This is a genomic window from Streptomyces corallincola (assembly GCF_019104725.1).
Classification (GTDB): domain Bacteria; phylum Actinomycetota; class Actinomycetes; order Streptomycetales; family Streptomycetaceae; genus Streptomyces; species Streptomyces corallincola.
Window position 1 is genome coordinate 1 of sequence record NZ_JAHRXF010000025.1, and the last position, 25,193, is coordinate 25,193.

The following is a 25,193-nucleotide window of genomic DNA, read 5'->3' on the forward strand; positions in this document are numbered from 1 at the left end:
CCGTGAAGAGCGGGGCGAACGGGAAGGGCGAGGGGAGCGGCAAGAGCGGTCAGACCGCAGCCGTCTCCGGTCGCCACGCCTCCGCCGCGCCGGAGACCTACACGGTCCGCGAGGGCGACACCCTCGCCTCCATCGCCGACTCCCTTGGTGTCGCGGGCGGGTGGCACGCGCTGTACGCGGCCAACGAGCAGGCGGTCGGCGGCGACCCGAACCACATAGCCGCCGGTCAGACCCTCCGAGTCGGTGGCTAATCGGGCGAAAACCAACGCCAGTTGACGCCCCGTTTCGGTGGCTAATGTCCGCTTTGGTGAAAGTGTGGGATGAGTCTCAGAAGCCCTGATCGTCTTTGAAAATCCCGCGATCACCTGTCTACGGTCATGACCGCTCGTCACCACGGGCCCCGGCCGTCGCAACGCCGAATCCTGCCAGCGACCACCCGGGAACAGTCGTCGCGTCATGCGCCGCAGGCAGGAGCGGGGGACCCAGGTAAGTGCCGTAGGGCGGCAGTTGACGCCGCCGACGGCTAGGGGTGGAGCCGTGTCCCGGACAGGGGCACGGCCGGGCAACTCAACCGGCCCGAACCCGACAGCTCACCTCGCAGGCGTCGGTGAGGGGATCGATCCATGCTGTTCACCGCCAAGGGCAAGCACCGCCGCACGTCCAGGGCCACCCGCGCCATCGCGCTCGCCGGAGTGGCCGGCGCCGCCGTCGCCGCCCCGCTGATGGCGGCCGGCAGTGCCTCCGCCGCCACCACCTCCCAGTGGGACACCGTCGCCCAGTGCGAGTCCGGCGGCAACTGGTCCATCAACACGGGCAACGGCTACTACGGCGGCCTGCAGTTCTCCGCCTCCACCTGGGCGGCCTACGGCGGCACGCAGTACGCGGCCACCGCCGACAAGGCCAGCGAGTCCCAGCAGATAGCCGTAGCCGAGAAGGTCCTCGCCGCCCAGGGCAAGGGCGCCTGGCCGGTCTGCGGCACGGGCCTGACCAGCACCCCGTACAACGGCACCCCGGCCGCGTCCTCGGGCAGCACCTCCGCCGCCCCCAAGACCGACCAGAAGGCCGAGCAGAAGTCCGCCCCGGCCACCGGCACCAGCGACCGCGCCACCGCGCCGCAGGCCGCCAACCGCTCCGCCGAGCGCCCGGCCGTCACCAAGACCGTCACCACCCCGACCGGCCAGAAGGTCAAGAAGGGCGACGGCGAGTACAAGGTGGTCAAGGGCGACACCCTCAGCGCCATCGCGGCCAAGCACGGCGTCAAGGGCGGCTGGCAGAAGCTGTTCGACCTGAACAAGGACATCGTCCAGCACGCCGACCTGATCTACCCGGGCCAGCAGCTCCACCTCAAGTAGGCCCCGCACGGCGAGTGGGCCCGGTGCGGCACGTGTGCCCCGTACGGCCCGAATCGCCGTAGGGCCCCGGAGCCGCCACCCCGCCCGAGAACCACCGCCCCGCCCGGCCGCCCCCCCCCGCACCCAGTGGGCCGGGCGACGGCATCCCCCCGTCCCCACGGGCTCCCCGCCCCGGCGCGCATTCCCCCGTCGCGCCGGGGCGGGGTCGTTCCACCGGGCTTTCCCCGTTCTTCGCCCGCGCCTCATCCCCCCACCCCTTTGTTCCGACGGTGAACAATAGGTACGGTCTCCCTGTCCACGGAACGGTCGGTCGCGGGCCGACCCTCCGGGGGCGGCTAGGCTCTAGCCGCAGGGCACCCAGCCCCGCACACCCAGCGTCACATCCCATGAAGGAGATGCTCGTGCCGTCCATCGACGTCGTCGTAGCTCGGGAGATCCTCGACTCACGAGGCAACCCCACGGTCGAGGTCGAGGTCGGCCTCGACGACGGCAGCACCGGCCGTGCCGCCGTCCCGTCCGGTGCCTCCACCGGCGCCTTCGAGGCCATCGAGCTGCGCGACGGTGACCCGAACCGCTACCAGGGCAAGGGTGTCGAGAAGGCCGTCCTCGCCGTCATCGAGCAGATCGGCCCGGAGCTGGTCGGCTACGACGCCACCGAGCAGCGCCTCATCGACCAGGCGATGTTCGACCTGGACGCCACCGACAACAAGGGCTCGCTCGGCGCCAACGCCATCCTCGGCGTCTCCCTCGCCGTCGCGCACGCCGCCTCCGAGGCGTCCGACCTGCCGCTGTTCCGCTACCTGGGCGGCCCGAACGCGCACCTGCTCCCGGTGCCGATGATGAACATCCTGAACGGCGGCTCGCACGCCGACTCCAACGTGGACATCCAGGAGTTCATGATCGCGCCGATCGGCGCGGAGTCCTTCTCCGAGGCGCTGCGCTGGGGCACCGAGGTCTACCACACGCTGAAGAAGGTCCTGAAGAACAAGGGCCTGGCCACCGGTCTCGGCGACGAGGGCGGCTTCGCGCCCAACCTCGGCTCCAACCGCGAGGCCCTCGACCTCATCCTCGAAGCGATCAAGGAGGCCGGTTACACCCCCGGCCAGCAGATCGCCCTCGCGCTCGACGTGGCCGCCTCCGAGTTCTACAAGGACGGCGTCTACACGTTCGAGGGCAAGGAGCGCTCGGCCGCCGAGATGACCGAGTACTACGAGGAGCTGGTCGCGGCCTACCCGCTGGTCTCCATCGAGGACCCGCTGTTCGAGGACGACTGGGCCGGGTGGCAGGTCCTCACCGGGAAGCTCGGTGACAAGGTCCAGATCGTCGGTGACGACCTGTTCGTCACCAACCCCGAGCGCCTCGCCCGGGGCATTGAGGACGGCGCGGCCAACGCCCTGCTGGTCAAGGTCAACCAGATCGGCTCGCTGACCGAGACCCTGGACGCCGTCGAGCTGGCCCAGCGCAACGGCTTCAAGTGCATGATGTCCCACCGCTCCGGCGAGACCGAGGACGTCACCATCGCGGACCTCGCCGTCGCCACCAACTGCGGCCAGATCAAGACCGGCGCCCCGGCCCGCTCCGAGCGCGTCGCCAAGTACAACCAGCTGCTGCGCATCGAGGAGATCCTCGACGACGCCGCCGTCTACGCCGGCCGCAGCGCCTTCCCGCGCTTCAAGGGCTGAGCTAGGCGGACGAACGGGTCCCGGTGAGCCGATCAGGGTCACCCGGCGCCCCGTCCTGAGCCAGTCGTACGTACGTCCCCGTACCCGGTCCCGTACCGTGTGCGGGGACGTACGCGTGTGAAGGGGAGGCGGGACATGGCCGTGAAGGACCGGGACCGGTTCTCCACCACGACCAGGCTCAAGCTGCTCGGCGAGCAGACCGCGGCCAGGGTCTACCGCTCCCAGACCAAACGGCAGGCCCGCCGCTCCCGGCTCACCGGCCGGGCCGCGCTGCTCGCGCTGGTGCTCTGCTCGATGATCGTCGCCCTCGCCTACCCGATGCGGCAGTACGTCTCGCAGCGCGCCGAGATCGCGGACCAGCGGCGCCAGCAGCAGCAGGCCCGCACCCGCGTCGAGCAGCTGCGCGACCTCAAGGCCCGCTGGCAGGACGACGCCTACGCCGAGCAGCAGATCCGGCGGCGGCTGCACTACGTGAAGCCCGGCGAGACCGGATACATCGTCGTGGACCCGGACGCGGCCAAGCAGTCCCGCGCCGACCTCGGCGCCGCGCACCGGCCCTGGTACGCGAACGTCTGGGACGGCGTGGACAAGGCCGACGCCTCCGACCAGTGAGACCGGCCCCGCGCCCCCCCCGGGGGGGTGCCGGGCCGTCACCGACCAGAAAGCAACTCCGAAAGCAGTCATGGAAACGCCTCCGCCGCCCACCCCGCGCACCGAGCCCACCGACGCCGACGTGGCGGCCTTCCAGCAGCAGCTCGGCCGCCCCCCGCGCGGTCTGCGCGCCATCGCCCACCGCTGTCCCTGCGGTCGGCCGGACGTCGTGGAGACGGCGCCCCGGCTGCCCGACGGCACGCCCTTCCCGACGACGTACTACCTGACGTGCCCGCGCGCGGCCTCCGCGATCGGCACGCTGGAGGCGAACGGCGTCATGAAGGAGATGACCCAGCGGCTGGCCGAGGACCCGGAACTGGCCGACGCCTACCGGGCCGCGCACGAGGACTACATCCGGCGCCGCGACGAGATCGAGGTGCTGGCGGGCTTCCCGAGCGCCGGGGGCATGCCGGACCGGGTCAAGTGCCTGCACGTCCTGGTCGCCCACTCGCTGGCCGCCGGACCGGGCGTCAACCCGCTCGGCGACGAGGCACTGGCGATGCTCCCCGAGTGGTGGGCCAAGGGCCCGTGCGTCACGGCGGGCGGCCCGTGTGCCGAGGCCGCGGACGACACCGGGGCCGCCGGGGCCACCCGGGGTGCCGAGGAGGCCGCCCAGTGACCCGCGTGGCCGCCGTGGACTGCGGTACGAACTCGATCCGCCTGCTGGTCGCCGACGCGGACCCGGAGACGGGCGAACTGACCGACCTGGACCGCCGGATGACGATCGTGCGGCTCGGCCAGGGCGTGGACCGCACCGGCCGCCTCGCCCCCGAGGCGCTGGACCGCACCTTCGCCGCGTGCCGGGAGTACGCGGAGGTCATCGCGGCGCACGGGGTGGACCGGGTCCGCTTCGTCGCCACCTCCGCCTCCCGCGACGCCTCCAACCGCGACGACTTCGTCCGCGGTGTGGTGGACATCCTCGGCGTCGAGCCCGAGGTCATCAGCGGCGACCAGGAGGCGGAGTTCTCCTTCACCGGCGCCACGAAGGAACTCACCGGCGGCGACGACCTGGCCCGCCCCTACCTCGTGGTGGACATCGGCGGTGGCTCCACGGAGTTCGTCGTCGGCGACACCGGCGTCCGCGCGGCCCGCTCGGTGGACGTGGGCTGCGTCCGGATGACGGAACGCCACCTCGTCCACGACGGCGTGGTCAGCGACCCGCCGACCCCGGACGAGATCGCCGCGATGCGCGCGGACATCGAGGCGGCGCTGGACCTGGCCGAGCGGACGGTCCCCCTCAAGGAGGCCCGCACCCTGGTCGGCCTGGCCGGTTCGGTCACCACCCTCTCCGCCATCGCCCAGGACCTCCCCGCGTACGACACGACGCGCATCCACCACTCCCGGATGACCCTGGACCAGGTCCGCACGATCACCGAGCGCCTGCTGGCCTCCACCCACGCCGAGCGCGCCGCCGTCCCCTCCATGCACCCCGGCCGCGTGGACGTCATCGCGGCGGGCGCCCTGGTCCTCCTGACGATCATGACCCGCGTCGGCGCCGAGGAGGTCGTCGTCAGCGAACACGACATCCTCGACGGCATCGCGTGGTCACTGACCTGACCACGCGGACGACCCCGGAGTCTCCGGGCTCCGGGACGTCCGCTCTCAGATGGTGCGGTGGACGTCGCGCCGGTCGCCGATCTTGACGACGAGGACGACGAGCTCGCCGTCCTCGACCCGATAGGCGACCCGGTAGCTGCCGACCCGGAGCCTGAAAAGGCCCGACGGACCGGTGAGCTTCTTGATGTCGGCGTCCTCACGGTACGGATCATCGCCGAGCGCGGTCAGCGCGGTCAGGATGCGCATGGCGGTGGGCCGGTCGATGGCCCGGAGTTGCCGCTGTGCCGCCGCGGTGAACCGGAACGCGTACTTCATGCCGCGTCGTCGGCGTGATCGGCGAACAGATCCGCCAGCAGCTCGGACATGGACACCGTCGGGCCGTCCTCGGCCAGAACGGCCTCCGCCTCGCGCGCCAGCAACACGTCGGCTGCTTCCTCCAGCGCGTAGAAGTCCGCGATGGGCACCACGGCCGCCACGGGCACGCCGTTGCGGGTGATCACCGTCGGTGTGCCCTCCTCGGCGTGGTTGATGTGGTCCGCCAGGTGCGCGCGGGCTTCCCTCACGGTCACGATGTTGTCGGCCATGAAGAAAGTGTACGCATGATGGTGTACACGCGAGCGGTCTCGGGAGTGAGCGCCCACGCGTCCACCCCCGTCTGAGCAGCCCCGCACAACGTCTGAGCGGGGAAAAGGTGTCTTGGGCGATCATCGGGTGCCCCTCGCCCCGGAAACATCGTGAAGTTCTTCACAAGGATTTCCGCTCAGGGGGAGGGCCAAAAGGGGCCGGTTGGCCCTTCCGGGGGGTGCTGGACGGGTTGAACATGTTCAGTTGCAGGGGGTGAAGGAGCCCGCGTCGCGCGCGGCACGTGTGGGTGAGAGGGAGGTGAGAGAGCTCCGGAGGGCAAGAGTCGCTGCTCACACGGCCTTGACAACGGGGCGAACCGGGCCCGGGCCCGCCGACGCCTCCGGGTGCGTCCCAAGCGGGGCGCGGAGGATAACACAGGGGTGGGTGAACCTTGTGAAGGGGCGCACGAGCACCCCCCTGAGGGCGGGTACATACTCGATCCCATGAGCACCACGGAGCGTCCCAGGATCCTCGTAGTAGGCGGTGGGTACGTAGGCCTGTACGCAGCTCGGCGCATCCTCAAGAAGATGCGCTACGGCGAGGCGACCGTCACGGTCGTCGATCCCCGGTCGTACATGACCTACCAGCCCTTCCTCCCCGAAGCCGCCGCCGGCAGCATCTCCCCCCGGCACGTCGTCGTCCCGCTGCGACGCGTGCTGCCGAAGGCGGAGGTCCTCACCGGCCGGGTCACCACCATCGACCAGGACCGCAAGGTCGCCACGATCGCCCCCCTGGTGGGCGAGGCGTACGAGCTGCCGTTCGACTACCTGGTCATCGCGATGGGCGCGGTCTCCCGCACCTTCCCGATCCCCGGCCTCGCCGAGCAGGGCATCGGCATGAAGGGCATCGAGGAGTCCATCGGCCTGCGCAACCACGTGCTGGAGCAGCTGGACAAGGCCGACTCCACGACCGACGAGGAGATCCGCCGCCGGGCGCTCACCTTCGTCTTCATCGGCGGCGGTTTCGCCGGTGCCGAGACCATCGGCGAGGTCGAGGACATGGCCCGCGACGCCGCCTCGTACTACCGCAACGTCTCCCGCGAGGACATGCGCTTCGTGCTGGTGGACGCCGCCGACAAGATCCTCCCCGAGGTCGGCCCCAAGCTCGGCCAGTACGGCAAGGAGCACCTGGAGAGCCGCGGTGTGGAGATCTACCTCTCCACCTCGATGGACTCCTGCGTGGACGGCCACGTCGTGCTGAAGAACGGCCTTGAGGTCGATTCCAACACCATCGTCTGGACGGCGGGCGTCAAGCCGAACCCGGCGCTCTCCCGCTTCGGCCTCCCCCTCGGCCCGCGCGGTCACGTGGACTGCGAACCGACGCTCCAGGTCAAGGGCACCGACTACATCTGGGCCGCCGGTGACAACGCCCAGGTCCCGGACCTCGTCGGCCGCAAGGCGGGCAACGAGAACGCCTGGTGCCCGCCGAACGCCCAGCACGCGCTGCGCCAGGCCAAGGCCCTCGGCGACAACGTGGTCTCCGGCATGCGGGGCTTCCCGCAGAAGGAGTACGAGCACGCCAACAAGGGTGCGGTCGCCGGTCTCGGCCTGCACAAGGGCGTGGCGATGATCGTCATGGGCAAGATGAAGATCAAGCTCAAGGGCCGCCTCGCCTGGTACATGCACCGCGGCTACCACGGTCTGGCCATGCCGACCTGGAACCGCAAGATCCGCATCTTCGCGGACTGGACCCTCGGCATGTTCCTCAAGCGCGAGGTCGTCTCCCTCGGCGCGATGGAGAACCCCCGCGAGGAGTTCTTCGAGGCCGCCCGCCCCGCCCCGGTCGCCGCCAAGACCGAGGAAAAGGCCAAGGCTTCCTGACCTCAGGCCTCCTGACCCGAGGCCTCCTGACCTCAGGCACACCCCGAAGGGGCCGCCCGCCATCCGTGGTGCGGGCGGCCCCTTCGGCGTACCGGAACCACGGTGGACGCGGAGGCCGCGCACGGCACCGACCCACCCCCCGAACAGGCGTTACGGCCCCCACCGAGGGGACGGACACGCCGCGGGCACCCCGCCCCGCGGAACGCGGACCCGCCGGACGGCGGATGAGGCGACCGTGTGACGGTTCCGGCAACCTGACAAACCCGTGCCCCCGCGCGGGAATGCCCTCCGCGTGCCGCTCGTTTCCCCGTCCGACGACAGACGATCCAGCGGCCCGATTTCCCTTACCGGAGGTGCGCTATGGCCGACGCCGCGTCGCGGCTCAGGAGTCTTGCCGAGCAGTTGCTGGGAGTCCCGCTCCCCTTGCGGCTGCGCGCCTGGGACGGCTCGGAGGCGGGCCCGCCCGAGGCGCCGGCCCTGGTCGTACGCAACCGCCGCGCTCTGCGCCGCCTGCTGTTCAAACCCGGCGAACTGGGCCTGGCCCGCGCCTGGGTCTCCGGCGACCTGGACATCGAGGGCGACCTCTACACCGCCCTGAACGCCATGTCGTCGCTGATCTGGGAGCGCGACGAGGACGCCCCCGGCCTGCTGACGGCGCTGCGCGACCCGGCCGTACGCGCCGCGGCCCGCGACCTGCTCCGGCTGGCCGGTCCCCCGATCCCCCCGCCCCCGCCGCGCGAGGAGATCCGCAGAACCCGCCACCTGCACACCCGCCGCACCGACAGACGCGCCATCAGCCACCACTACGACGTGGGCAACGACTTCTACGAGATCGTCCTCGGCCCCTCGATGGTGTACTCCTGCGCGTACTGGCAGCCGGGCGGCACCCTGGAGTCCGCGCAGCGCGACAAGCTCGAACTGGTCTGCGCCAAGCTCGGCCTGACGGAGGGACAGCGCCTGCTGGACGTCGGCTGCGGCTGGGGCTCGATGGCGCTGCACGCGGCCCGCGAGCACGGCGTACGCGTCGTCGGCGTCACCCTCTCCCAGGAGCAGGCCGCGTACGCCCGCAAGCGGGTCGCGGACGCGGGCCTGACCGACCGGGTGGAGATCAGGGTGCAGGACTACCGGGACGTCACCGACGGCCCGTACGACGCGATCTCCTCCATCGGCATGGCCGAACACGTCGGCGCCGAACGGTACCTGGAGTACGCCAGGGACCTGTACGCCCTGCTCAAGCCGGGCGGCCGACTCCTCAACCACCAGATCGCGCGCCGCCCGCGGGGCGACGAGTCGGGGTACCACGTGGACCGCTTCATCGACTCCTACGTCTTCCCGGACGGCGAACTGGCCCCGGTCGGCACGACGGTCACCCAGCTGGAGCGGGCGGGCTTCGAGGTACGGGACGTGGAGTCGATCCGCGAGCACTACGCCCTGACGCTGCGCGAGTGGGTCGCCAACCTGGAGTCGGACTGGACGCGGGCGACCCGGCTGACCAGCCCCGGCCGGGCGCGCGTGTGGCGGCTCTACATGGCGGCCTCCGCGCTGGCCTTCGAGCACAACCGCATCGGCGTCAACCAGGTCCTGGCGGTCCGCACCCCGGACCAGGGAGCGTCGGGCCTGCCGCTGCGCACCCGCACCTGGACCGGCGCCTGACCGGACCGCACCAACGGCGAGGTCCCGCTCCCCCCGGCGAGGGGGGAGCGGGACCTCGTGTCCCACCGGCGAACCCGCGGAGCTACTCCGCCTTGATGGCGCCCAGCATGTTCAGCCGGGCCGCCCGCCGCGCGGGCCACAGCGCGGCCAGGATGCCGACGACCCCCGCGAGCACCAGGAACAGTGCCATCCGGTCCCACGGCAGGACGAGTTCGTACGTCGGCATCCGTGTGCCCAGCAGCCGTCCGACCGCCCAGCCGAAGAACACGCCGAGCCCGATGCCGAGCACCCCGCCGAACAGGGAGATGACCAGGGACTCCAGTCGTACCATCCGCTTGACCGCCCGGCGGTCCAGGCCGATGGCCCGGAGCATCCCGATCTCCTGGGCGCGCTCGAACACCGACATGGCGAGGGTGTTGACGACCCCGAGGACGGCGACGATCACCGCCATGCCGAGCAGGCCGTAGACCATGTTCAGGATCAGGGTGAAGGCGGACGCGATGCCGTCGGAGATGTCCTTCCGGTCCTGGACCTGGAGGGCGGGGTTGGAGCCGAGGGCCTTGACCAGCCGATCCTTGGCGGCCTCCGAGGTGCCACCGGCGGTCTTCACCATGATCTGCATGTCGCTGGGGTCGGCCTGGTGCCGGGAGAGCGTGGCGTTGTCCAGCATGATGCCCCGGATCATCGCGTTGCCGGTGTAGACCCCGGAGACGGTGAGGCGTACGGCCTTGCCGTCCTCGAAGTACGCGGTGAGTTCCGATCCGGCGCGCCAGTGGTGGGCCTTGGCGGTGTCCTGGTCCACGACGACGCGGTCACCGCCGACCCGGAAGGACCCGTCGTCGGTCTTCAGGTCGGTCAGCCCGCCGATGGTGCGGCCGTTGACGCCGGTCAGGAACTCGGTGCGGCCGTCGATGCGGGAGGGCGCGTCGCGCAGCGGGCTGCTGGCGGTGACGTCCGGGTCGGCGGCGAGCCGGCGCTCCACGTCCGGGGAGAGCGGACCGTGTGTCGTCATGGAGACGACGTAGTCGGCGCGGATCGCGGAACTGGCCATCCGGTCGATCGCGTGCTGGAGGCTGCCCGCCATCACCGTCATACCGGTGATCAGCGTCAGTCCGATCATCAGCGCGGACGCGGTGGCGGCCGTACGGCGCGGGTTGCGGACCGAGTTCTGGCGGGCGAGGCGGCCCGAGACGCCGAACAGGCGCAGCAGGGGCGCGGCGGCGGCGATCAGTGGCCGGGACAGCAGTGGGGTCAGCACGAACACGCCGGTGATCAGCAGGACCGCGCCGAGCCCCATGACGACCTGGCCGATGTCGGTCTTCATGGTGGTGGCCGTGAGGATCGCGGCGGCACCGGCGGCGGAGAGCAGCGCGCCGAGGGTGTTGCGCAGCACCAGGGACTTGGCGGTCGCCTTGGCGTGCACGCTGCTCATGGCGGCCACCGGCGGGATCTTCGCGGCGCGGCGGCCGGGCAGCCAGGCGGCGAGCGCGGTGACGACGACACCGACCCCGAGCGCCGCGGCCACCGTGGCGGGCGCGACGACCAGCGGACCGTCGGGCAGGGTCACGCCGAACGCGTCGAGCAGGCCGCGCAGTCCGGCGCCGATGCCGATGCCCGCGACCAGGCCGGTGACCCCGGCGACCGCGCCGACCAGCAGCGCCTCGACCAGCACCGAGCGGGTGACCTGGCGGCGGGAGGCGCCGACGGCGCGCAGCAGGGCGAGTTCACGGGTCCGCTGGGCGACCAGCATGGTGAAGGTGTTGGCGATGATGAAGGTGCCGACGAACAGCGCGATCCCGGCGAACACCAGCAGGCCCTGCCGCAGGCCGCTCATCGACGCGGAGATCTGCTCGGCCTGGTCCTCCGCGAGCCGGGTGCCGGTGGTGGTCCTGACGGCCTTCGCGGGCAGCGCCCCGTCCAGCGCGGCCTTCAGGGCGGCCTGGCCGGTGCCGGGGGCCGCCTTCACGTCGATCTCGTCGTACGTGCCCTTCTTGCCGAACAGGGACTGGGCGGTCGGGGTGTCGAACAGGGCGAGGCTGCCGCCCGCGGCGACATTGCCGTCGTCGGTGGTGAAGATGCCGCTGACGCGCGGGGTGAGGACGGGGCCGTCCACCGAGATCCGTACGGTGTCGCCGGTCCGGTATCCGGCGCGGCGGGCGCTCGCGGAGTCGAGCAGCACCTCGCCGGGGCCGTGCGGGGCGTGCCCGGAGACCAGGGGGTAGCGGCTGTCCCGGGTGCCCCAGTAGTTGCCGCCCTGGGACTGCCAGCCGCTGCCGAGCAGCTTGCCGCTCTTGTCGGCCACGGCGGTGAAGCCGGTGACGACACCGGTGGCGGAGGCGGCGCCGGGGACCTTCGCGGCGCGTTCGCGCAGCGCCTCGGTCAGCTCGGCCCGCTTGCCGACCCGGTCGCCCTCGGAGTCCTGGAACCTGGGGCGCACGGCGACGTCCACGCCGTCGAAGCCCTTGGCGGAGCTGTTCTGGTAGGCGTCGGAGACGGTGTCGGTGAAGACCAGGGTGCCGGAGACGAAGGCCACGCCGAGCATCACGGCGAGCACGGTCATCAGGAGCCGGGCCTTATGCGCGAGTACGTTGCGCAGGGCGGTGCGGAACATCAGCTCGTACGGCCCTTCGCGTCGAACCGCTTCATCAGGTCGAGGACGGAGTCGGCGGTGGGGGAGAGGACCTCGTCCACGATCCTGCCGTCGGCGAGGAAGACGACCCGGTCCGCGTAGGCGGCGGCGACGGGGTCGTGGGTGACCATGACGACGGTCTGGCCCAGCTCGCGCACGGAGTTGCGGAGGAAGCCGAGGATCTCGGCGCCGGAGCGGGAGTCGAGGTTTCCGGTGGGCTCGTCGCCGAAGACGATCTCGGGCCGGGAGGCCAGCGCGCGGGCCACGGCGACGCGCTGCTGCTGGCCGCCGGAGAGCTGGGCGGGGCGGTGGCTCAGCCGTCCGGAGAGCCCGACCATGCCGATCACCTGCTCCAGCCACGCCTTGTCCGGTTTGCGTCCGGCGATGTCCATCGGGAGGGTGATGTTCTCCAGCGCGGTCAGCGTGGGCAGCAGGTTGAACGCCTGGAAGATGAAGCCGATCTTGTCCCGGCGGAGCCGGGTGAGCTGCTTGTCCTTCAGCGAGCCGAGTTCGGTGTCCCCGATCCGCACGGAGCCGGAGGAGAAGGTGTCCAGGCCCGCGACGCAGTGCATCAGCGTGGACTTGCCGGAGCCGGAGGGGCCCATGATCGCGGTGAACTCGGCCTGCCGGAAATCGACGGAGACCTGGTCCAGCGCGACCACGCGGGTCTCGCCCTGTCCGTAGATCTTCGACAGCTCGCTCGCGCGGGCGGCCACGGCGGTGGCGCGGCCGGGGGCGGGGGTGGTGGTCACGGGAGGGTGCTCCTGTCGGCGCTGGATGCGGGGGACACGTCCATCGTCCCGTCGGCGCGGGCCGCCGGAATCAGCCGCTGTTCCGGTTGTGGGGGCGACCTCGGTCGGACACCGGGCGCGGGCCCTCATACCTGGGGAGGACGGCGGACCCCGAGGCCAGGGGCGGTTCCGGTCGTACAGAACGGGTGGAGCGCCCTCGTTCGGTAGGTGAAATTCCGTCATTCCGCCTTCGCGGCCACCCGGCCCGCGTCACGCTATTGGCAAGTGCGGATGGCGCGTTCCACGGTCTGATGCACCCTCAGACATCAATAAAATAAGACAACATCGGGCTGTCCCGTCCGCTGTTCGGGGGACGTCCCCCGATAGGCTGCGGACCGCTCGAAGCGGCGCTCTTGGCCTGCCCGGATGGTGGAATGCAGACACGGCGAGCTTAAACCTCGCTGCCCCTCAGCGGGCGTACCGGTTCAAGTCCGGTTCCGGGCACTTTCCTTGAGTTTGCGGTTGTTCACGATGTCGCCGCGCGCTTTCTCCCGCCATGTCCCGCCGGTGCCCTCCCTCCGCCCGGGGCACGTCGGCCGTCCCCCGCTTCCGCCGCCCGCGCGACCACATCCCCCAGGTGCTCGTCTCAGGGGAATGGTGGGGTTCGTGAAGGTGTTCCGAGGTGGGGGGAGGGAAGATCCTTCTCAGGTAGTACAGCCGGGCTTTTGCCAATCCATTACTCTTGGGGCAAGGCCACGCAGGGTGGGCATGGAGGAGTGAAATGAGGAGCAGTAACCCGGTCTTCTCGCGGCGGGGCTTCAGCCGCGACAACGGCTACGCCGGCTTCGGCACCGCACCGCAGGCCGGGTCCGCGCCGAGCGGCAACCCCTACGCGCAGAACCCGTACGCGGGCAACCCCTACGCCCAGCAGGGCGTGCAGCAGGGTGCGCCGCCGCAGGCGCCCGCGACCACCGACCGGATGACGATGGACGACGTCGTCACCCGTTCGGGCATCACGCTCGGCACGGTCGTCGTCGGTGCCGCCCTTGCCTGGGCGCTGCTGCCGGTCTCGACGACCAGCTACGGGCTCGCCATCGGCTCCGCCATCGTCGCGTTCGTGCTGGCGATGATCCAGAGCTTCAAGCGCACCCCGTCCCCCGCGCTGATCATCGGGTACGCCGTCTTCGAGGGCGTCTTCCTCGGTGTGATCAGCGAGATGTTCAACTCCCGCTGGAGCGGCGCGCCCTTCCAGGCGGTGCTCGGCACCTTCGCGGTCTCCGGCGCGACCCTCCTGATCTACAAGGCGGGCTGGATCAGGGTCACCGCCCGGTACGCCCGGATCGGCATGGCCATCGCCGTGGCGTTCATCGCGGTGATGGCGGTCAATCTGCTGCTCGTGGTGTTCGGTGTCGCCCCGGACGGCGGCCTGCGCAGCTTCGGCCCGCTCGGCGCGATCGTCGGCATCATCGCCATCGTGCTCGGCGCCTTCTTCCTCACCCTCGACTTCAAGCAGATCGAGGACGGCATCGCCTACGGCGCCCCGCGCAACGAGTCCTGGCTGGCCGCCTTCGGCCTCACCATGACCCTGGTGTGGATCTACATCGAGATGCTGCGGCTGGTCGCCATCTTCAGTAGCAACGACTAGCCGACCCCGTTACGGCACGCGCAAGGGCCCCAGGTTCTCCTGGGGCCCTTCGCCGTTTCGCCGCCCGCGGGTCAGCGCAGGTTGCGGGCGGCGCGCCGCAGGTCGTACTCGTGCACGAGCGCCTTCGCGTGGCCGTAGGCGAGGTCGTACTCGCTGCGCAGCCAGCTCACCTTCTCCTCGAAGCGGAACAGGGCGGGACCGTCCTCGACGGTGCGGAGCCAGTCGGACACCTCACGACCGGTGCATTGGGGGATGCGGGCGAGCAGGTTGCGGTGGGTCTCCTCCGAGAACAGCTGGGACATCGGCGCCTCCGAACGCAAAGGGGATGTGAGCCGGTCCTTCACGTCACCGTGCCTGAGCCTTCGCGCGTTGGCAACAGTCCGGGGCGCTACGCTCGGCCCGTGGTTGATACGACGCCCCTGACCCGCGCACTGGACCATTTCGCCGACCGGCTGCGGGCCGCCCCGCAGAGCCGTCTCCAGCGCGGGGCCGCCGCCGAGGCGCTCGCCCTGGCACGGGAACTCGCCGGATGGACACAGCGCGTGGAGGAGCCGGGGAGCGAACCCCGGACGATGCCCGACGCGGGCATGTTCGCCGCCGCCGACCAACTGCTCGTGGCCGGGCACGACCTGGCACACGTCCTGGAGAGCGACGGGGAGGTCGCGGAGGCGGTCCGGCTGGTGGAGGAGGCGCGGGGGCGGGCGGGGGTGTGATCACCGGCCCTCGGGCGCGCGGCCCCCTCGCGGCAGCTCACCGGGGCGTTCCTCAGAGGGACGCGATGACCCGGTCCGCCAGGATGTAGAGGGTGTCGTCGCCGCACGCGAAGGTCAGCGTGTAGGCGCCGGAGATGCCGGAGCCGCCCAGCAGGTAGGGCCGCTCGCCCTCGCGCAGCGCCGCCGCCAGCCGCTCGGCCGTCTCCTTGTGACCCGGCGTCATGCAGAGCGTGGTGCCGTCGGCGAAGACGTACACGTCCAGGGTGCCGAGCGGGCCGGGCCGTACGTCGGCCAGCTCCACACGGCCGGAGGCCAGCTCCTCCAGGGTCGTCACCGTGCGCTCGTGACCGCCGGAGACCGGGGACTGCACGGGGACGAAGTCGGGGTGCGAGGGGTGGCGGCGGCGGGCCGCGGCCAGCTCGGGGGAGTCCTCACGGGTGCCGGAGGCGAAGTCCTCGGCCTCGGTGCTCGGCTCGGACACCGGCTCCAGCGGCTCGATGCCGGTGAAGTCGGCCTGCCGGGGGAGGAAGAGATCGGTGTCGGGGAAGCCCAGCAGCGAGGGGGCGTCGGTGGCGTCGCGCGCCTCCTGCGCGGCCCAGAACGCGCGGGCCTCGGCCAGCTCCCGCTCCCGCTCCTCGGCGAGTGCGGCGGAGACGGCCGCGCGTATCTGCTCGGTGTCGGCGGCGGTGCGGGCCGCGGGCAGCAGCGTGCCCGCCGCGGGCACGTGGTTCACCGCGAGCTGCGCCTGCAGCTCCGTGAGCTGTCGGCGCAGTTTCACGACGGTGCGCAGAACGGCGACGCCCACGGCGCCGGTGGCGGCCGTGGTGAGCAGCAGGGCGATCGGCATGGCGCTCACTGACGTACTCCCAGGTTCAAAGGCGTCCCCCGACTTCCTACATCAGCTTGCGGGGCGGACCGGACAACTGTCAGTGCGTAACGTCACGAAACGGACAGGATGTTGGGCGGAACCCTTCCGTCCTGACCCGGTTCACCTGCCGTGACCTGCACCTATGCGTCCTATGGGCGAGATAGGTCACATCCTGGGGGAGATTGGATCACAAAACGGCCCAGAACCCTGGGGTTTTACGGGTTCCAGACCGTTTCTGACCTGCGGTGCCCGAACGGCTACCGAGGGTGTGCCGAAACGTCAGCTCAGACGCTCGATCACCATCGCCATGCCCTGGCCGCCGCCGACGCACATCGTCTCCAGGCCGAACTGCTTGTCGTGCCACTGGAGCGAGTTGATGAGCGTGCCGGTGATCCGGGCGCCGGTCATGCCGAAGGGGTGGCCGACGGCGATGGCACCGCCGTTGACGTTCAGCCGGTCCAGGTCGATGCCCAGCTCGCGGTAGGAGGGGATCACCTGGGCGGCGAACGCCTCGTTGATCTCGACCAGGTCGATGTCGTCGATGGTCAGCCCGGCCCGCTTCAGCGCCTGGCGGCTGGCCTCGACCGGGCCGAGGCCCATGACCTCCGGGGAGAGACCGGAGACACCGGTGGAGACGATCCGGGCGAGCGGGGTCAGGCCCAGCTCGCGCGCCTTCACGTCGCTCATGATCACGAGGGCGGCGGCGCCGTCGTTCAGCGGGCAGCAGTTGCCCGCCGTGACCAGGCCGTCCGGGCGGAACACCGGCTTCAGGCCCTGGACGCCCTCCAGGGTGACGCCCGCGCGGGGGCCGTCGTCCGCGCTGACGACCGTGCCGTCCGGCAGGGTCACCGGGGTGATCTCCCGCTCCCAGAAGCCCGCCTTGACGGCCTCCTCCGCGAGGTTCTGCGAGCGGACGCCGAACTCGTCCATGTCCTGCCGGGTGACGCCCTTCCAGCGGGCCAGGTTCTCGGCGGTCTGGCCCATCGAGATGTAGGCGTCCGGGATCAGGCCGTCCGCGCGCGGGTCGTGCCAGGTGGTGCCCTCCTGCTGCGCGGTCGCGGCGGTACGGGCCTCCGCGTCGGCGAAGAGAGGGTTGTGGGTGTCGGGCAGGCCGTCCGAGCTGCCCTTGGCGAAGCGGGAGACGGTCTCGACACCGGCCGAGATGAAGACGTCGCCCTCCCCGGCCTTGATCGCGTGCAGCGCCATGCGGGAGGTCTGGAGCGAGGACGAGCAGTACCGGGTGACCGTGCAGCCCGGCAGGTGGTCCATGCCCATCTGCACGGCGACGATCCGGCCCAGGTTGTGCCCCTGCTCGCCGCCGGGCAGGCCGCAGCCGAGCATCAGGTCGTCGATGTCCCTCGGGTCCAGCTCGGGGATCTTGGCGAGGGCGGCCTGGATGATCGTCGCCGTGAGGTCGTCGGGGCGGAGGTCCTTGAGGGAACCCTTGCCGGCGCGGCCGATGGGGGAGCGGGCGGTCGAGACGATGACGGCTTCGGGCATCGGGGCTCCTGTGTGGCGTGCGGCTTTTTTCCTACCGGTTGGGAAGTTACCCGTCCGTAGGTGTTCGGGTCATCGGCGCTGCGGTGTGACACGTGCCGCATCTGTGCAAGCGCTTGCTTGGCTTGTGCGGGCTCTCCTCACTGTGTCCGCGTCACTGTGTCCGCGTCGCCACCTCCGGCTCCGGTACCCGCCGCCTGCGGCGCCGCTTCAGCAGGGCCCAGGGGCCGCGCGGACCGGTCGGCATGGCCGCCGTCACCTCCGTACCCGCCTCCGAGGCCGCCTCGGCGGCGGCGCGGGCGACCGGGAGGAAGCCCTCGCGGCGGGAGGCGTCGGGGCGGTCCTCCTCGGCGGGCCAGAGGCCGAGTGCGGCACACATGGTGGGCAGGACGGCCATCGCGGCGGTCGCGTACCCCTCGGCCGAGGGGTGGTAGTTGTCCGGGCCGAACAGTTCGCGCGGGTTGGCCTCGAACTCCGGGCCGAGCAGATCGCCCAGGGACACCGTGCGCCCGCCCTGCTCGACCACGCCGATGGTCTGCGCCGCCGCCAGCTGCCGTGAGGTGCGCCGGGCCAGCCAGCGCAGGGGCTGCTGGACCGGTTCGATGGTGCCCAGGTCGGGACAGGTGCCGACGACCACCTCGGCACCGGCGGTGCGCAGCCGCCGTACCGCTGCCGACAGGTGCCGGACCGAACGGGTCGGGGGCATCCGGTTGGTCACGTCGTTCGCGCCGATCATGATCACGCAGACGTCCGGGAACGCCTCCGGCGCCGACAGCACCTCGGCCACCTGCCGGTCCAGGTCGTCGGACTGGGCGCCGGGCAGCGCCACGTTCCGCAGTCGCACCGGCCGTTCGGCCACCGCAGCGAGTCCCGAGGCGAGCAGCGCGCCCGGTGTCTGGCCCGCGCGGTGCACCCCCTGACCGGCCGCCGTGGAGTCGCCCAGCATCGCCAGCCGCAGCGGTGGCTCACCGGGGGCGTCGTACACGTGCCCGTAGATCCCCTCGGCCACCGGGACGCGGTCCGCGCCCCCGTTGCCCACATGGCGCCTGGCCAGCCGCATCTCCGCCAGCAGCACACCCACCGCCGCCGCTCCGACCAGGCCGACCCCGCCGCCGCCGTACGCGGCACCGGCCGCGATGCGTCGGGCCACCCGTGCCCTCGACATGCTCGTCATGCGTCGCCGCCACCTCCTCGTAGCCGTACACCCACTCCTTGCCCCGTACAGGCCGTGCGTCAATCTCGACGGGGAGTGAACAACCTGCGGGAGGCCCCGCGACAGGCCCTAGGCTGGCGGAATCACTACGACCGCTGTGCAAGCAACCGGAGACAACGGTGCAATTCCACGATTCGATGATCAGCCTCGTCGGCAACACCCCGCTGGTGCGGCTCAACAACGTGACCCAGGGCATCAAGGCGACCGTCCTGGCCAAGGTCGAGTACTTCAACCCCGGCGGTTCCGTGAAGGACCGCATCGCCCTGCGCATGATCGAGGCCGCCGAGCAGAGCGGCGAGCTGAAGCCGGGCGGCACCATCGTCGAGCCGACCAGCGGCAACACCGGTGTGGGTCTGGCGATCGTGGCCCAGCAGAAGGGCTACAAGTGCATCTTCGTGTGCCCCGACAAGGTGAGCACCGACAAGATCAACGTGCTGCGGGCGTACGGCGCCGAGGTCGTGGTGTGCCCCACCGCCGTGGACCCCGAGCACCCCGACTCGTACTACAACGTCTCCGACCGGCTGGTCCGTGAGACGCCGGGTGCCTGGAAGCCGGACCAGTACAGCAACCCCAACAACCCCCTCTCGCACTACCACTCGACCGGCCCCGAGCTGTGGGAGCAGACCGAGGGGCGGATCACCCACTTCGTGGCGGGCGTCGGCACCGGCGGCACCATCTCCGGCACCGGCCGCTATCTGAAGGACGCCAGCGACGGCAGGGTCCAGGTCATCGGCGCCGACCCCGAGGGGTCCGTGTACTCCGGCGGCTCCGGGCGGCCGTACCTCATCGAGGGCGTCGGTGAGGACTTCTGGCCGACCGCCTACGACCGGACCGTCGCCGACGGGATCGTCGCCGTGTCCGACAAGGACGCGTTCCAGATGACCCGGCGGCTCGCCAAGGAGGAGGGGCTGCTCGTCGGCGGGTCCTGCGGCATGGCCGTCGTCGCGGCGCTGCGGGTCGCCGAGCGGCTCGAAGAGGACGACGTCGTCGTCGTTCTGCTGCCGGACAGCGGGCGCGGTTACCTCTCGAAGATCTTCAACGACGAGTGGATGGCGGACTACGGGTTCCTCGACGACGGGGGCTCCAGTGCCCGGGTCGGGGACGTGCTCAGCTACAAGGCGGACGGGACCATTCCCTCGCTGGTGCACATGCACCCCGAGGAGACCGTCGGGCAGGCGATCGAGGTGCTGCGGGAGTACGGGGTCTCGCAGATGCCGGTCGTCAAGCCGGGGGCCGGACATCCCGATGTGATGGCCGCCGAGGTCGTCGGGTCGGTCGTGGAGCGGGAGCTTCTCGACGCGCTGTTCTCCCAGCGGGCCTCGCTGGGTGATCCGCTGGAGAAGCACGTGTCGTCGCCGCTGCCCCAGGTGGGGTCGGGGGAGCCGGTCGCGGATCTCATGGCCGTGCTGGGGCGGGCGGATGCGGCCATCGTGCTGGTCGAAGGGAAGCCGACCGGGGTTGTCAGTCGGCAGGATCTGCTGGCGTTCCTCGCCAAGGAGAGCGGTAAGTAGGTGAGGTCGCGGCGGCACTCGGCTGAGTCGGCGCCGTCGCCTTCTCCGGGCCCCGGCACCCACCCTGAGTGGGTTGGGCTCGTTGGTGGTGAAGTGCTACGCACGTGTCACGTGTACGCAGCACGGGCTTAACACGGGTTCGGCAGATTAGGGGGTGTCGGCAGGGCGGGAGCGGCTCCCCGTCCGAGCCGGCGCCGTACGGCGTCAAGGAACTTCCGGAGCGGCTCCCGGACCTCCTGAAACGCCCAGGACGCGCACGCCCGGCCTGACCCGGCACGCGTCCCTCGCGGGGACCGCCGTCGTCCCGCCCCCCGGAAACGGGGGTGCGGCGGTCCCCGCGCACCTCACTTCTCTCTCGCTCCTTCGCGTCTCACCCCTTCGCGCCGCGCCGTCCCGCGAACAGATCCGGGTTGAGGCGTGCCGCCTGGGCCATGTTCACGCCGACGATGCCCACCCACGCGGTGATCAGGCCGGGCAGGCCCGCCAGCGAGGCGGCGATCGCGGAGAGGGGTATCGCCAGCAGGAGTGAGACCACGGAGAGGCCGAAGCGCTCCGCCCATGAATCGGTGTCCCGCGCCCGGCGGACGTCCCGCGCGTCCTCCATCCGCCGCTCGGCCAGCTGTCGCCGCACCCGGCGGTCCACCGCCTCGTCGATGCGCCGGTCCACCTTCTCCAGGAAGGATTCGACCAGCGCCGATTCGTACTCGTCGCCCAGATCCCGGCGCGCCCGCACAGTGGCGTCCAGGTCCTTCTTGAGATCGGTGTCCCGTGGATCGGGTGCGGTTGCGTTCATGGGATTCAGATTAGGAATTCCGGCCCTCCGGCACACTGGGGACAACCCCCCTCTTCTCCTGGGACCCGCCCCACCCGGTCCGCCCCGTACCTCTTGCTCCCGCCCCCGATCCCCCTGCCTCCCAAGCGCCCCACGCGCCCCACGTGCCCCATGCCCCCACGACCCTCTCGGCCCTTCCCCCGATCCACCGGAGAACCCCCGAACCGCTTGCCTGCCTGCATAGGGTCATGCAAAGTGCTGCATGACTGAATAGGCAGTCGTGGCACGGGCCGCCGTCGGCGGGCCGGGACCGGAGGGGAAGCGGGCGTCATGAGCATGGACCCGAGTACAGCGTCGGCGGAAAGCCCCGCCGCGCGGCTTCAGGCGCTGTTCGAGGGGCACCGGCTGACACCGACCCAGCGGCGCATCGCGCACAGCATGGTCCGCCGCGCCGCCGACATGCCGTTCCTGTCCAGCGTCGAACTGGCCGAACTCGCCGGGGTCAGCCAGCCCTCGGTGACCCGGTTCGCCGTGGCCCTCGGCTTCGACGGCTACCCGGCGCTCCGCCGCCACCTGCGCGAGGTCGTACCCGCCGAACCGGCCGCCGACGCGGGCTCGTACAACGAGTACCAGCAGGCCGTCGAGGCCGAGATCGAGAATCTGCGGCACCTCGCCGACCTGCTCGCGGACCCGCGCCCGGTGCGGCGGGCCGGGCGCGTGCTCGCCGGGTCCCGGCCGCTGCCGGTGCTGGGGCTGCGCGCCGCCGCCTCGCAGGCGTACGGCTTCGCCTACTTCGCCGCCAAGGTGCATCCGGACGTACGGCTGCTCAACGAGGGCGGCACGATGATCCACGACCGGCTGGACGCGGCCGTCCGCGCGGGCGCCTCCGCGCTGCTCTGCTTCGCGCTGCCCCGGCACCCGCGCGAGGTGGTGGACACCCTCGCCTACGCCAAGGACGCGGGGCTGACCGTCGTCACCGTCGCGGACTCCGCGTTCGCGCCGGTCGCCCGTTACTCCGACCTGCTGCTGCCCGCCGCCGTCGGCACCGGGCTCGCCTTCGACACCGCGTGCGCGCCGATGCTGCTCGGGCGGGTGCTGCTGGAGGCGCTCTGCGACGATCTTCCGGACGCGCAGGCCCGGTTGGAGGAGTTCGACGCCCGCGCGGCGGCCCGGGGACTGTTCGTGGAGTGACCCCACCAGGGCACCCCCGTCCCACCACCCCCCTCACCCCCCACCGCCCCTCACCCCGGCCGCACCGCCACATCCCGTCCGGTCACCGCGTTCCCGCGCTCTCAGGTCCGTCTCAGCTTCCCCGGTTACCGTGCCGCCACGGACGGGGATGTCCGGGAACGAGGAGGACGGGCGTGGCGCGAGGCGGAGCGCAGGGGCTGGCCCGAGTGGCCGTCGTCGTACGGGCCGGGGCCGCGCCCCTGTGGTGGTGCGGGGTCTTCGCGGGCGGTGTGGGGCTGCTGGTGCCGGGACTGACCGGGCGTCGGATCGGGGTGTGCGCCGGGGCCGCGCTGTTCCTGGTCGCGGCGGCGGCCGTGGCGCTCGTACGGCGCCGCAGATACGCCGAACTGGCGCGGGGCGCGTCCCGCGCGGGCAGGCACGACGTGCTCCAGGACCGGGCGGTGAGTCTGCGCGACTGGCGGCGCGGACACCGCTGGTGGCTGCTGGCGGCGTGCGCGCTCGCCCTGGGCAGCGCGTTCGCCGTACCGGCGGCCGGTGGCATGCTGCTCGCCGGGGCCGGGACGGGACTGTGGCTCAAGGCCGCCTGGGTGGGCCGCCGCGAACGCGCCGGGGACACCCTGCTGTGGGTCCGGGTGGACTGGCTCGACGCACGCGCCGGGAACCCGGCGGGCAGGGCCGTGAAGGCCCTGCGCGGCACGGGCGTCGCGGCCGGCGACGCGGCTCCCGGAGGAGCGCGCCGCCGGTCCGCAGCACCGGTCCGGGGCTGAAGGCGTACGCCGACGCCCGTCAGACCTCCAGGTCCTCCTCGATGCGCTTGAGCTGGTGGCGGGCCATCGCCAGGTTGGCGCGGGCGCCGTCCAGCACCAGGTAGAGGAACAGGCCGTTGCCGCCCCGGCCCCGGAGCAGGCGGATCAGGTGGTACTGGTCGGTCAGCGTGATCAGGATGTCGTCGATCTCGGCCTTCACGCCGAGGTGCTCCATCGTGCGCATCTTGGCGCGGATCACGTCGGTGTTCCCGGCGGCGGCCACGTTCAGGTCGAACGTCTTGCTGCCGCCCATCGTGCCCAGCGCCATGCCGCTCGTGTAATCGACGAGCGCGACGCCGGTGGCGCCCTCGATGGTGAGCGCTTCCTTCAGTGCGGTCTCGGTGTTCGCCATGAGAAGTCCTCTCGGGTCAGCGTTCGGTTGCGGTGCGCGCCTCGGTGGCCGTGCCACGCGGCGCGCGCGTCGTTCTCGTCCGTTGCGGTGGTGGTCCGGGTACGGGACCGGGCGTGCCCGGTGCACCCGGTGCACCCGGTGCACCCGGTGCACCCGGTGAAGCCGGTGTGCCGGGTACGGTGCCGAGCCTCGGGCGGGCGGCCCGCGCCGCGGTCTCCGCGGCGTCCAGCAGTTCGCCGATGCGGACGGCGGCCCGTCGGCCCTCCAGGTGCAGGCGGCCGACGTTCACCCGGTCCTCGCTGAGCAGCGTCAGCACGGCGGACCGTCCGGCCGCGTAGGTGGCGACGTAGCCGCGCTCGCCCCGCACCAGGAGTTCCCGGAAGCCGCCGTTGCCGGTGGCGTCGGCCACCCTTACGGCGACCCCGAGCGAGGCGGCGGTGAGTGCCGCGAGGCCCTCGGGGTCGATGCCGGGGGTGTCGTGGGCGACCACCAGGCCGTCCACCCCGGCAGCGAGGGCACCGGTGAGCTGCGGCACGCTGGTGCGCAGCCTGCGTAGTTCGTCCAGTACGGTGCCGAGATCCTGTTCGGACACCATCAGCTCTCTCCTCTCGGCGGAGCGTTGCCGTTCAAAGCGCCTCCAGCGCATCCCTGAGCCTCTTCAGCAGCGCGATGTCGGGGTCGGTGACCGTGAGCGGGGGCGGCGGGGGAGCGGGCGGTGCGTACGGCGGGTGGTACGGCACGGAGACCGGCCGGACCAGTCCGGCCGCCGTCAGCCGCCGTACGTCCACCAGGGTGTGGAACGCCTGCCGTCCCAGCGCGCGGGCGATCTCCGGTGCCGTGCGGACGCCGTCCACCCGGTCCAGGACCGCCCGCCCGCGCGGGGTGACCGGTGCCGTGCCCGCCGGGACGGCGCGGACCAGCGCGGCGGAGTCGGCCGCCGCGTCCGGCCAGAGCCGGTGCAGCAGCAGCCGCCGGTGCAGCGTCTCCCGCTCCAGCTGCACCACCGGGACCGAGGGCAGCGGGCCCCGGCGGGGCGTGCTGTCGTACCGGAACCGGCCGGGCGTGCTGCTCGGCGACAGGGCGAAGTACCCCGCGTCGTACAGCGCGTCCAGATGGCACAGGGCGAGCGCGCCCTCCGGGAGCAGCCCGGCCTCCAGCAGCCGGTGGGCCGCGTCGGCGGGACCGCCCGCTTCCGCCGCCCGCTGCCAGGCGGCCGTGGCCAGGGTTCCGTGGGCCGTGAGGAGCACGCCGAGACCAGGGGCGTGCGGACTCTCGGCGTGCACCACCCGGCCCCCGGCGAGGTGCAGGGTGCCGTGCTCGCGCTCCAGGACGCCGGTGGCCTCCTCCTCCGCGAGGCGGCGGAGCATCGGGGAGAGCGCGCCCGTCGTACGGTCCTGGGCGGTGGCCCGGTCGCGCACCGGCAGGGGTGGAGGCGGCGGTGAGAACGTCACGGTCATCCCAGCACCAGCCGGGCCGCCATCTCGCCGAGCCGGATGCGGGCGAGCGCGAGGTTGCCCTCGGCGCGGGCCAGCCACAGGTGCAGGAAGACACTGCTGTCGAACGTGGTGTCCACGAACCGCAGCAGGTGGTAACTGTCGCGGTTGCTGACGATCAGATCTTCGACGGGCGGCCCGCCGTGGTCGCTCCCTCCCGCCGCGAAGGCGCCGTGCTCGGCGGCGAGCCGGGCGAGTTCGGCGGCTTCGGCGGCCGTGGTCTCGTGGTCGTCGCCGGGGGCTTCCCCGACGGTGCCGAGGGCCAGCCCGCTCGTCCAGTCCACCAGCGCCGCCCCCCGTGCGCCTGGCAGCCGCATGGCCTCCAGCAGGCACTCGTCGATTCCGGGCACCGTGGCTCCCCTCCCGCCGTGGACTTCCGGTTGAGTGACGCCGACACTACGCATCGTGTGCGTGGCGGGTGAGGGGTTTGGCA

At 71.8% G+C, this 25,193-nt stretch carries 26 protein-coding genes, 1 tRNA gene and 1 riboswitch; of the genes, 14 read left to right on the forward strand and 13 right to left on the reverse strand.

The features are described from left to right. From KUM39_RS17105 to KUM39_RS17130, 6 genes are all read left to right on the forward strand, one after another. Window positions 1-251 (forward strand): LysM peptidoglycan-binding domain-containing protein (locus tag KUM39_RS17105; RefSeq protein ID WP_217786533.1); only part of this gene is annotated, 251 nt, incomplete at its 5' end. Window positions 252-449: 198 nt separating this feature from the next. Further along, a riboswitch (cyclic di-AMP (ydaO/yuaA leader) is annotated at window positions 450-619 on the forward strand. A 4-nt stretch (window positions 620-623) separates the two neighbouring features. Further along, window positions 624-1,352, forward strand: a complete 729-nt coding sequence (locus tag KUM39_RS17110; RefSeq protein ID WP_217786534.1) for a transglycosylase family protein — start codon at window positions 624-626, stop codon at window positions 1,350-1,352. A gap of 401 nt (window positions 1,353-1,753) precedes the next feature. Continuing rightward, window positions 1,754-3,034, forward strand: a complete 1,281-nt coding sequence (gene eno, locus KUM39_RS17115; RefSeq protein WP_217786603.1) for a phosphopyruvate hydratase — start codon at window positions 1,754-1,756, stop codon at window positions 3,032-3,034. A 135-nt stretch (window positions 3,035-3,169) separates the two neighbouring features. Then, on the forward strand, window positions 3,170-3,646 hold the full coding sequence (locus KUM39_RS17120) for an FtsB family cell division protein (RefSeq protein ID WP_217786535.1): 477 nt from the start codon (window positions 3,170-3,172) through the stop codon (window positions 3,644-3,646). A gap of 70 nt (window positions 3,647-3,716) precedes the next feature. Next, window positions 3,717-4,304, forward strand: coding sequence for a DUF501 domain-containing protein (locus KUM39_RS17125; RefSeq protein ID WP_246620290.1), 588 nt, complete (start codon window positions 3,717-3,719; stop codon window positions 4,302-4,304). Next, window positions 4,301-5,242, forward strand: a complete 942-nt coding sequence (locus KUM39_RS17130; RefSeq protein WP_217786536.1) for a Ppx/GppA phosphatase family protein — start codon at window positions 4,301-4,303, stop codon at window positions 5,240-5,242. Before KUM39_RS17125 ends, KUM39_RS17130 begins: the two co-directional genes overlap by 4 nt. Window positions 5,243-5,287: 45 nt before the next feature. On the opposite strand, the gene KUM39_RS17135 is transcribed toward KUM39_RS17130, so the two are convergent. Together KUM39_RS17135 and KUM39_RS17140 are read right to left on the reverse strand one after the other, a co-directional pair. Continuing rightward, a complete protein-coding gene (locus KUM39_RS17135; RefSeq protein WP_217786537.1) occupies window positions 5,288-5,557 on the reverse strand; it encodes a type II toxin-antitoxin system RelE family toxin in 270 nt (89 codons plus the stop codon). After that, entirely contained in the window at window positions 5,554-5,826 is a 273-nt protein-coding gene (locus tag KUM39_RS17140; protein ID WP_217786538.1) for a type II toxin-antitoxin system Phd/YefM family antitoxin, read from the reverse strand. The genes KUM39_RS17135 and KUM39_RS17140 overlap by 4 nt, the downstream gene beginning before the upstream one ends. A gap of 483 nt (window positions 5,827-6,309) precedes the next feature. Here KUM39_RS17140 and KUM39_RS17145 point away from each other — a divergent pair, with 483 nt between their 5' ends. Further along, window positions 6,310-7,686 carry an NAD(P)/FAD-dependent oxidoreductase gene (locus tag KUM39_RS17145; RefSeq protein WP_217786539.1) on the forward strand — a complete coding sequence of 459 codons (1,377 nt, stop codon included), beginning with the start codon at window positions 6,310-6,312 and terminating at the stop codon, window positions 7,684-7,686. Between the two features lie 360 nt (window positions 7,687-8,046). Then, complete coding sequence (locus KUM39_RS17150; RefSeq protein WP_217786540.1) at window positions 8,047-9,339, forward strand: SAM-dependent methyltransferase; 1,293 nt, start codon at window positions 8,047-8,049, stop codon at window positions 9,337-9,339. Between the two features lie 82 nt (window positions 9,340-9,421). On the opposite strand, the gene KUM39_RS17155 is transcribed toward KUM39_RS17150, so the two are convergent. Together KUM39_RS17155 and KUM39_RS17160 are read right to left on the reverse strand one after the other, a co-directional pair. Beyond that, window positions 9,422-11,950, reverse strand: a complete 2,529-nt coding sequence (locus KUM39_RS17155; protein WP_217786541.1) for an ABC transporter permease — start codon at window positions 11,948-11,950, stop codon at window positions 9,422-9,424. After that, window positions 11,950-12,720, reverse strand: coding sequence for an ABC transporter ATP-binding protein (locus tag KUM39_RS17160; RefSeq protein WP_217786542.1), 771 nt, complete (start codon window positions 12,718-12,720; stop codon window positions 11,950-11,952). The genes KUM39_RS17155 and KUM39_RS17160 overlap by 1 nt, the downstream gene beginning before the upstream one ends. 399 nt (window positions 12,721-13,119) lie before the next feature. Between KUM39_RS17160 and KUM39_RS17165 the strand changes: the two genes are divergently transcribed. Together KUM39_RS17165 and KUM39_RS17170 are read left to right on the forward strand one after the other, a co-directional pair. Continuing rightward, window positions 13,120-13,203 (forward strand) — tRNA-Leu (locus KUM39_RS17165). 277 nt (window positions 13,204-13,480) lie between these two features. Next, a complete protein-coding gene (locus KUM39_RS17170) occupies window positions 13,481-14,344 on the forward strand; it encodes a Bax inhibitor-1/YccA family protein (RefSeq protein WP_217786543.1) in 864 nt (287 codons plus the stop codon). 71 nt (window positions 14,345-14,415) lie between these two features. On the opposite strand, the gene KUM39_RS17175 is transcribed toward KUM39_RS17170, so the two are convergent. Further along, window positions 14,416-14,646 (reverse strand): DUF4287 domain-containing protein, encoded by a 231-nt coding sequence (locus tag KUM39_RS17175; protein WP_217786544.1) that lies wholly within the window; start codon window positions 14,644-14,646, stop codon window positions 14,416-14,418. Between the two features lie 99 nt (window positions 14,647-14,745). Here KUM39_RS17175 and KUM39_RS17180 point away from each other — a divergent pair, with 99 nt between their 5' ends. Further along, on the forward strand, window positions 14,746-15,057 hold the full coding sequence (locus KUM39_RS17180) for a hypothetical protein (protein WP_217786545.1): 312 nt from the start codon (window positions 14,746-14,748) through the stop codon (window positions 15,055-15,057). 52 nt (window positions 15,058-15,109) lie between these two features. Here the strand turns inward: KUM39_RS17180 and KUM39_RS17185 are convergent, their stop codons facing one another. From KUM39_RS17185 to KUM39_RS17195, 3 genes are all read right to left on the reverse strand, one after another. Further along, window positions 15,110-15,913: a hypothetical protein gene (locus tag KUM39_RS17185; protein WP_217786546.1), complete on the reverse strand. Its 804-nt coding sequence runs from the start codon at window positions 15,911-15,913 to the stop codon at window positions 15,110-15,112. A 291-nt stretch (window positions 15,914-16,204) separates the two neighbouring features. Then, window positions 16,205-17,425: an acetyl-CoA C-acetyltransferase gene (locus tag KUM39_RS17190; RefSeq protein ID WP_217786547.1), complete on the reverse strand. Its 1,221-nt coding sequence runs from the start codon at window positions 17,423-17,425 to the stop codon at window positions 16,205-16,207. 151 nt (window positions 17,426-17,576) lie between these two features. Further along, entirely contained in the window at window positions 17,577-18,596 is a 1,020-nt protein-coding gene (locus tag KUM39_RS17195) for an SGNH/GDSL hydrolase family protein (protein WP_217786548.1), read from the reverse strand. Between the two features lie 158 nt (window positions 18,597-18,754). On the opposite strand from KUM39_RS17195, the gene KUM39_RS17200 reads away from it, so the two are divergent. Further along, entirely contained in the window at window positions 18,755-20,146 is a 1,392-nt protein-coding gene (locus tag KUM39_RS17200; protein ID WP_217786549.1) for a cystathionine beta-synthase, read from the forward strand. A 370-nt stretch (window positions 20,147-20,516) separates the two neighbouring features. Here the strand turns inward: KUM39_RS17200 and KUM39_RS17205 are convergent, their stop codons facing one another. Further along, window positions 20,517-20,939: a hypothetical protein gene (locus tag KUM39_RS17205; protein ID WP_217786550.1), complete on the reverse strand. Its 423-nt coding sequence runs from the start codon at window positions 20,937-20,939 to the stop codon at window positions 20,517-20,519. A gap of 309 nt (window positions 20,940-21,248) precedes the next feature. On the opposite strand from KUM39_RS17205, the gene KUM39_RS17210 reads away from it, so the two are divergent. After that, window positions 21,249-22,109 carry a MurR/RpiR family transcriptional regulator gene (locus tag KUM39_RS17210; RefSeq protein WP_217786551.1) on the forward strand — a complete coding sequence of 287 codons (861 nt, stop codon included), beginning with the start codon at window positions 21,249-21,251 and terminating at the stop codon, window positions 22,107-22,109. Between the two features lie 173 nt (window positions 22,110-22,282). Further along, a complete protein-coding gene (locus KUM39_RS17215) occupies window positions 22,283-22,876 on the forward strand; it encodes a hypothetical protein (protein ID WP_217786552.1) in 594 nt (197 codons plus the stop codon). A gap of 19 nt (window positions 22,877-22,895) precedes the next feature. Here the strand turns inward: KUM39_RS17215 and KUM39_RS17220 are convergent, their stop codons facing one another. From KUM39_RS17220 to KUM39_RS17235, 4 genes are read right to left on the reverse strand one after another with little or no spacing between them, the layout of a single operon-like run. Next, the gene (locus KUM39_RS17220; RefSeq protein WP_217786553.1) at window positions 22,896-23,267 is read right to left on the reverse strand and encodes a hypothetical protein; all 372 of its coding nucleotides are present in this window, start codon (window positions 23,265-23,267) and stop codon (window positions 22,896-22,898) included. A 16-nt stretch (window positions 23,268-23,283) separates the two neighbouring features. Further along, window positions 23,284-23,862 carry a roadblock/LC7 domain-containing protein gene (locus tag KUM39_RS17225; RefSeq protein ID WP_217786554.1) on the reverse strand — a complete coding sequence of 193 codons (579 nt, stop codon included), beginning with the start codon at window positions 23,860-23,862 and terminating at the stop codon, window positions 23,284-23,286. A 31-nt stretch (window positions 23,863-23,893) separates the two neighbouring features. Further along, complete coding sequence (locus KUM39_RS17230; protein WP_217786555.1) at window positions 23,894-24,724, reverse strand: transcriptional regulator; 831 nt, start codon at window positions 24,722-24,724, stop codon at window positions 23,894-23,896. Further along, on the reverse strand, window positions 24,721-25,110 hold the full coding sequence (locus KUM39_RS17235) for a hypothetical protein (RefSeq protein ID WP_217786556.1): 390 nt from the start codon (window positions 25,108-25,110) through the stop codon (window positions 24,721-24,723). Before KUM39_RS17235 ends, KUM39_RS17230 begins: the two co-directional genes overlap by 4 nt. Window positions 25,111-25,193: the final 83 nt, after the last annotated feature.

Excerpts from the sequence above, each read along its gene's own strand:
- KUM39_RS17110 (WP_217786534.1), top strand. The coding sequence starts at position 624 with ATGCTGTTCACCGCCAAGGGCAAGCACCGCCGCACGTCCAGGGCCACC.
- KUM39_RS17120 (WP_217786535.1), top strand. The coding sequence starts at position 3,170 with ATGGCCGTGAAGGACCGGGACCGGTTCTCCACCACGACCAGGCTCAAG.
- KUM39_RS17125 (WP_246620290.1), top strand. The coding sequence starts at position 3,717 with ATGGAAACGCCTCCGCCGCCCACCCCGCGCACCGAGCCCACCGACGCC.
- KUM39_RS17135 (WP_217786537.1), bottom strand. The coding sequence starts at position 5,557 with ATGAAGTACGCGTTCCGGTTCACCGCGGCGGCACAGCGGCAACTCCGG.
- KUM39_RS17140 (WP_217786538.1), bottom strand. The coding sequence starts at position 5,826 with ATGGCCGACAACATCGTGACCGTGAGGGAAGCCCGCGCGCACCTGGCG.
- KUM39_RS17145 (WP_217786539.1), top strand. The coding sequence starts at position 6,310 with ATGAGCACCACGGAGCGTCCCAGGATCCTCGTAGTAGGCGGTGGGTAC.
- KUM39_RS17150 (WP_217786540.1), top strand. The coding sequence starts at position 8,047 with ATGGCCGACGCCGCGTCGCGGCTCAGGAGTCTTGCCGAGCAGTTGCTG.
- KUM39_RS17155 (WP_217786541.1), bottom strand. The coding sequence starts at position 11,950 with ATGTTCCGCACCGCCCTGCGCAACGTACTCGCGCATAAGGCCCGGCTC.
- KUM39_RS17170 (WP_217786543.1), top strand. The coding sequence starts at position 13,481 with ATGAGGAGCAGTAACCCGGTCTTCTCGCGGCGGGGCTTCAGCCGCGAC.
- KUM39_RS17175 (WP_217786544.1), bottom strand. The coding sequence starts at position 14,646 with ATGTCCCAGCTGTTCTCGGAGGAGACCCACCGCAACCTGCTCGCCCGC.
- KUM39_RS17190 (WP_217786547.1), bottom strand. The coding sequence starts at position 17,425 with ATGCCCGAAGCCGTCATCGTCTCGACCGCCCGCTCCCCCATCGGCCGC.
- KUM39_RS17195 (WP_217786548.1), bottom strand. The coding sequence starts at position 18,596 with ATGACGAGCATGTCGAGGGCACGGGTGGCCCGACGCATCGCGGCCGGT.
- KUM39_RS17205 (WP_217786550.1), bottom strand. The coding sequence starts at position 20,939 with ATGAACGCAACCGCACCCGATCCACGGGACACCGATCTCAAGAAGGAC.
- KUM39_RS17210 (WP_217786551.1), top strand. The coding sequence starts at position 21,249 with ATGAGCATGGACCCGAGTACAGCGTCGGCGGAAAGCCCCGCCGCGCGG.
- KUM39_RS17220 (WP_217786553.1), bottom strand. The coding sequence starts at position 23,267 with ATGGCGAACACCGAGACCGCACTGAAGGAAGCGCTCACCATCGAGGGC.
- KUM39_RS17225 (WP_217786554.1), bottom strand. The coding sequence starts at position 23,862 with ATGGTGTCCGAACAGGATCTCGGCACCGTACTGGACGAACTACGCAGG.
- KUM39_RS17230 (WP_217786555.1), bottom strand. The coding sequence starts at position 24,724 with ATGACCGTGACGTTCTCACCGCCGCCTCCACCCCTGCCGGTGCGCGAC.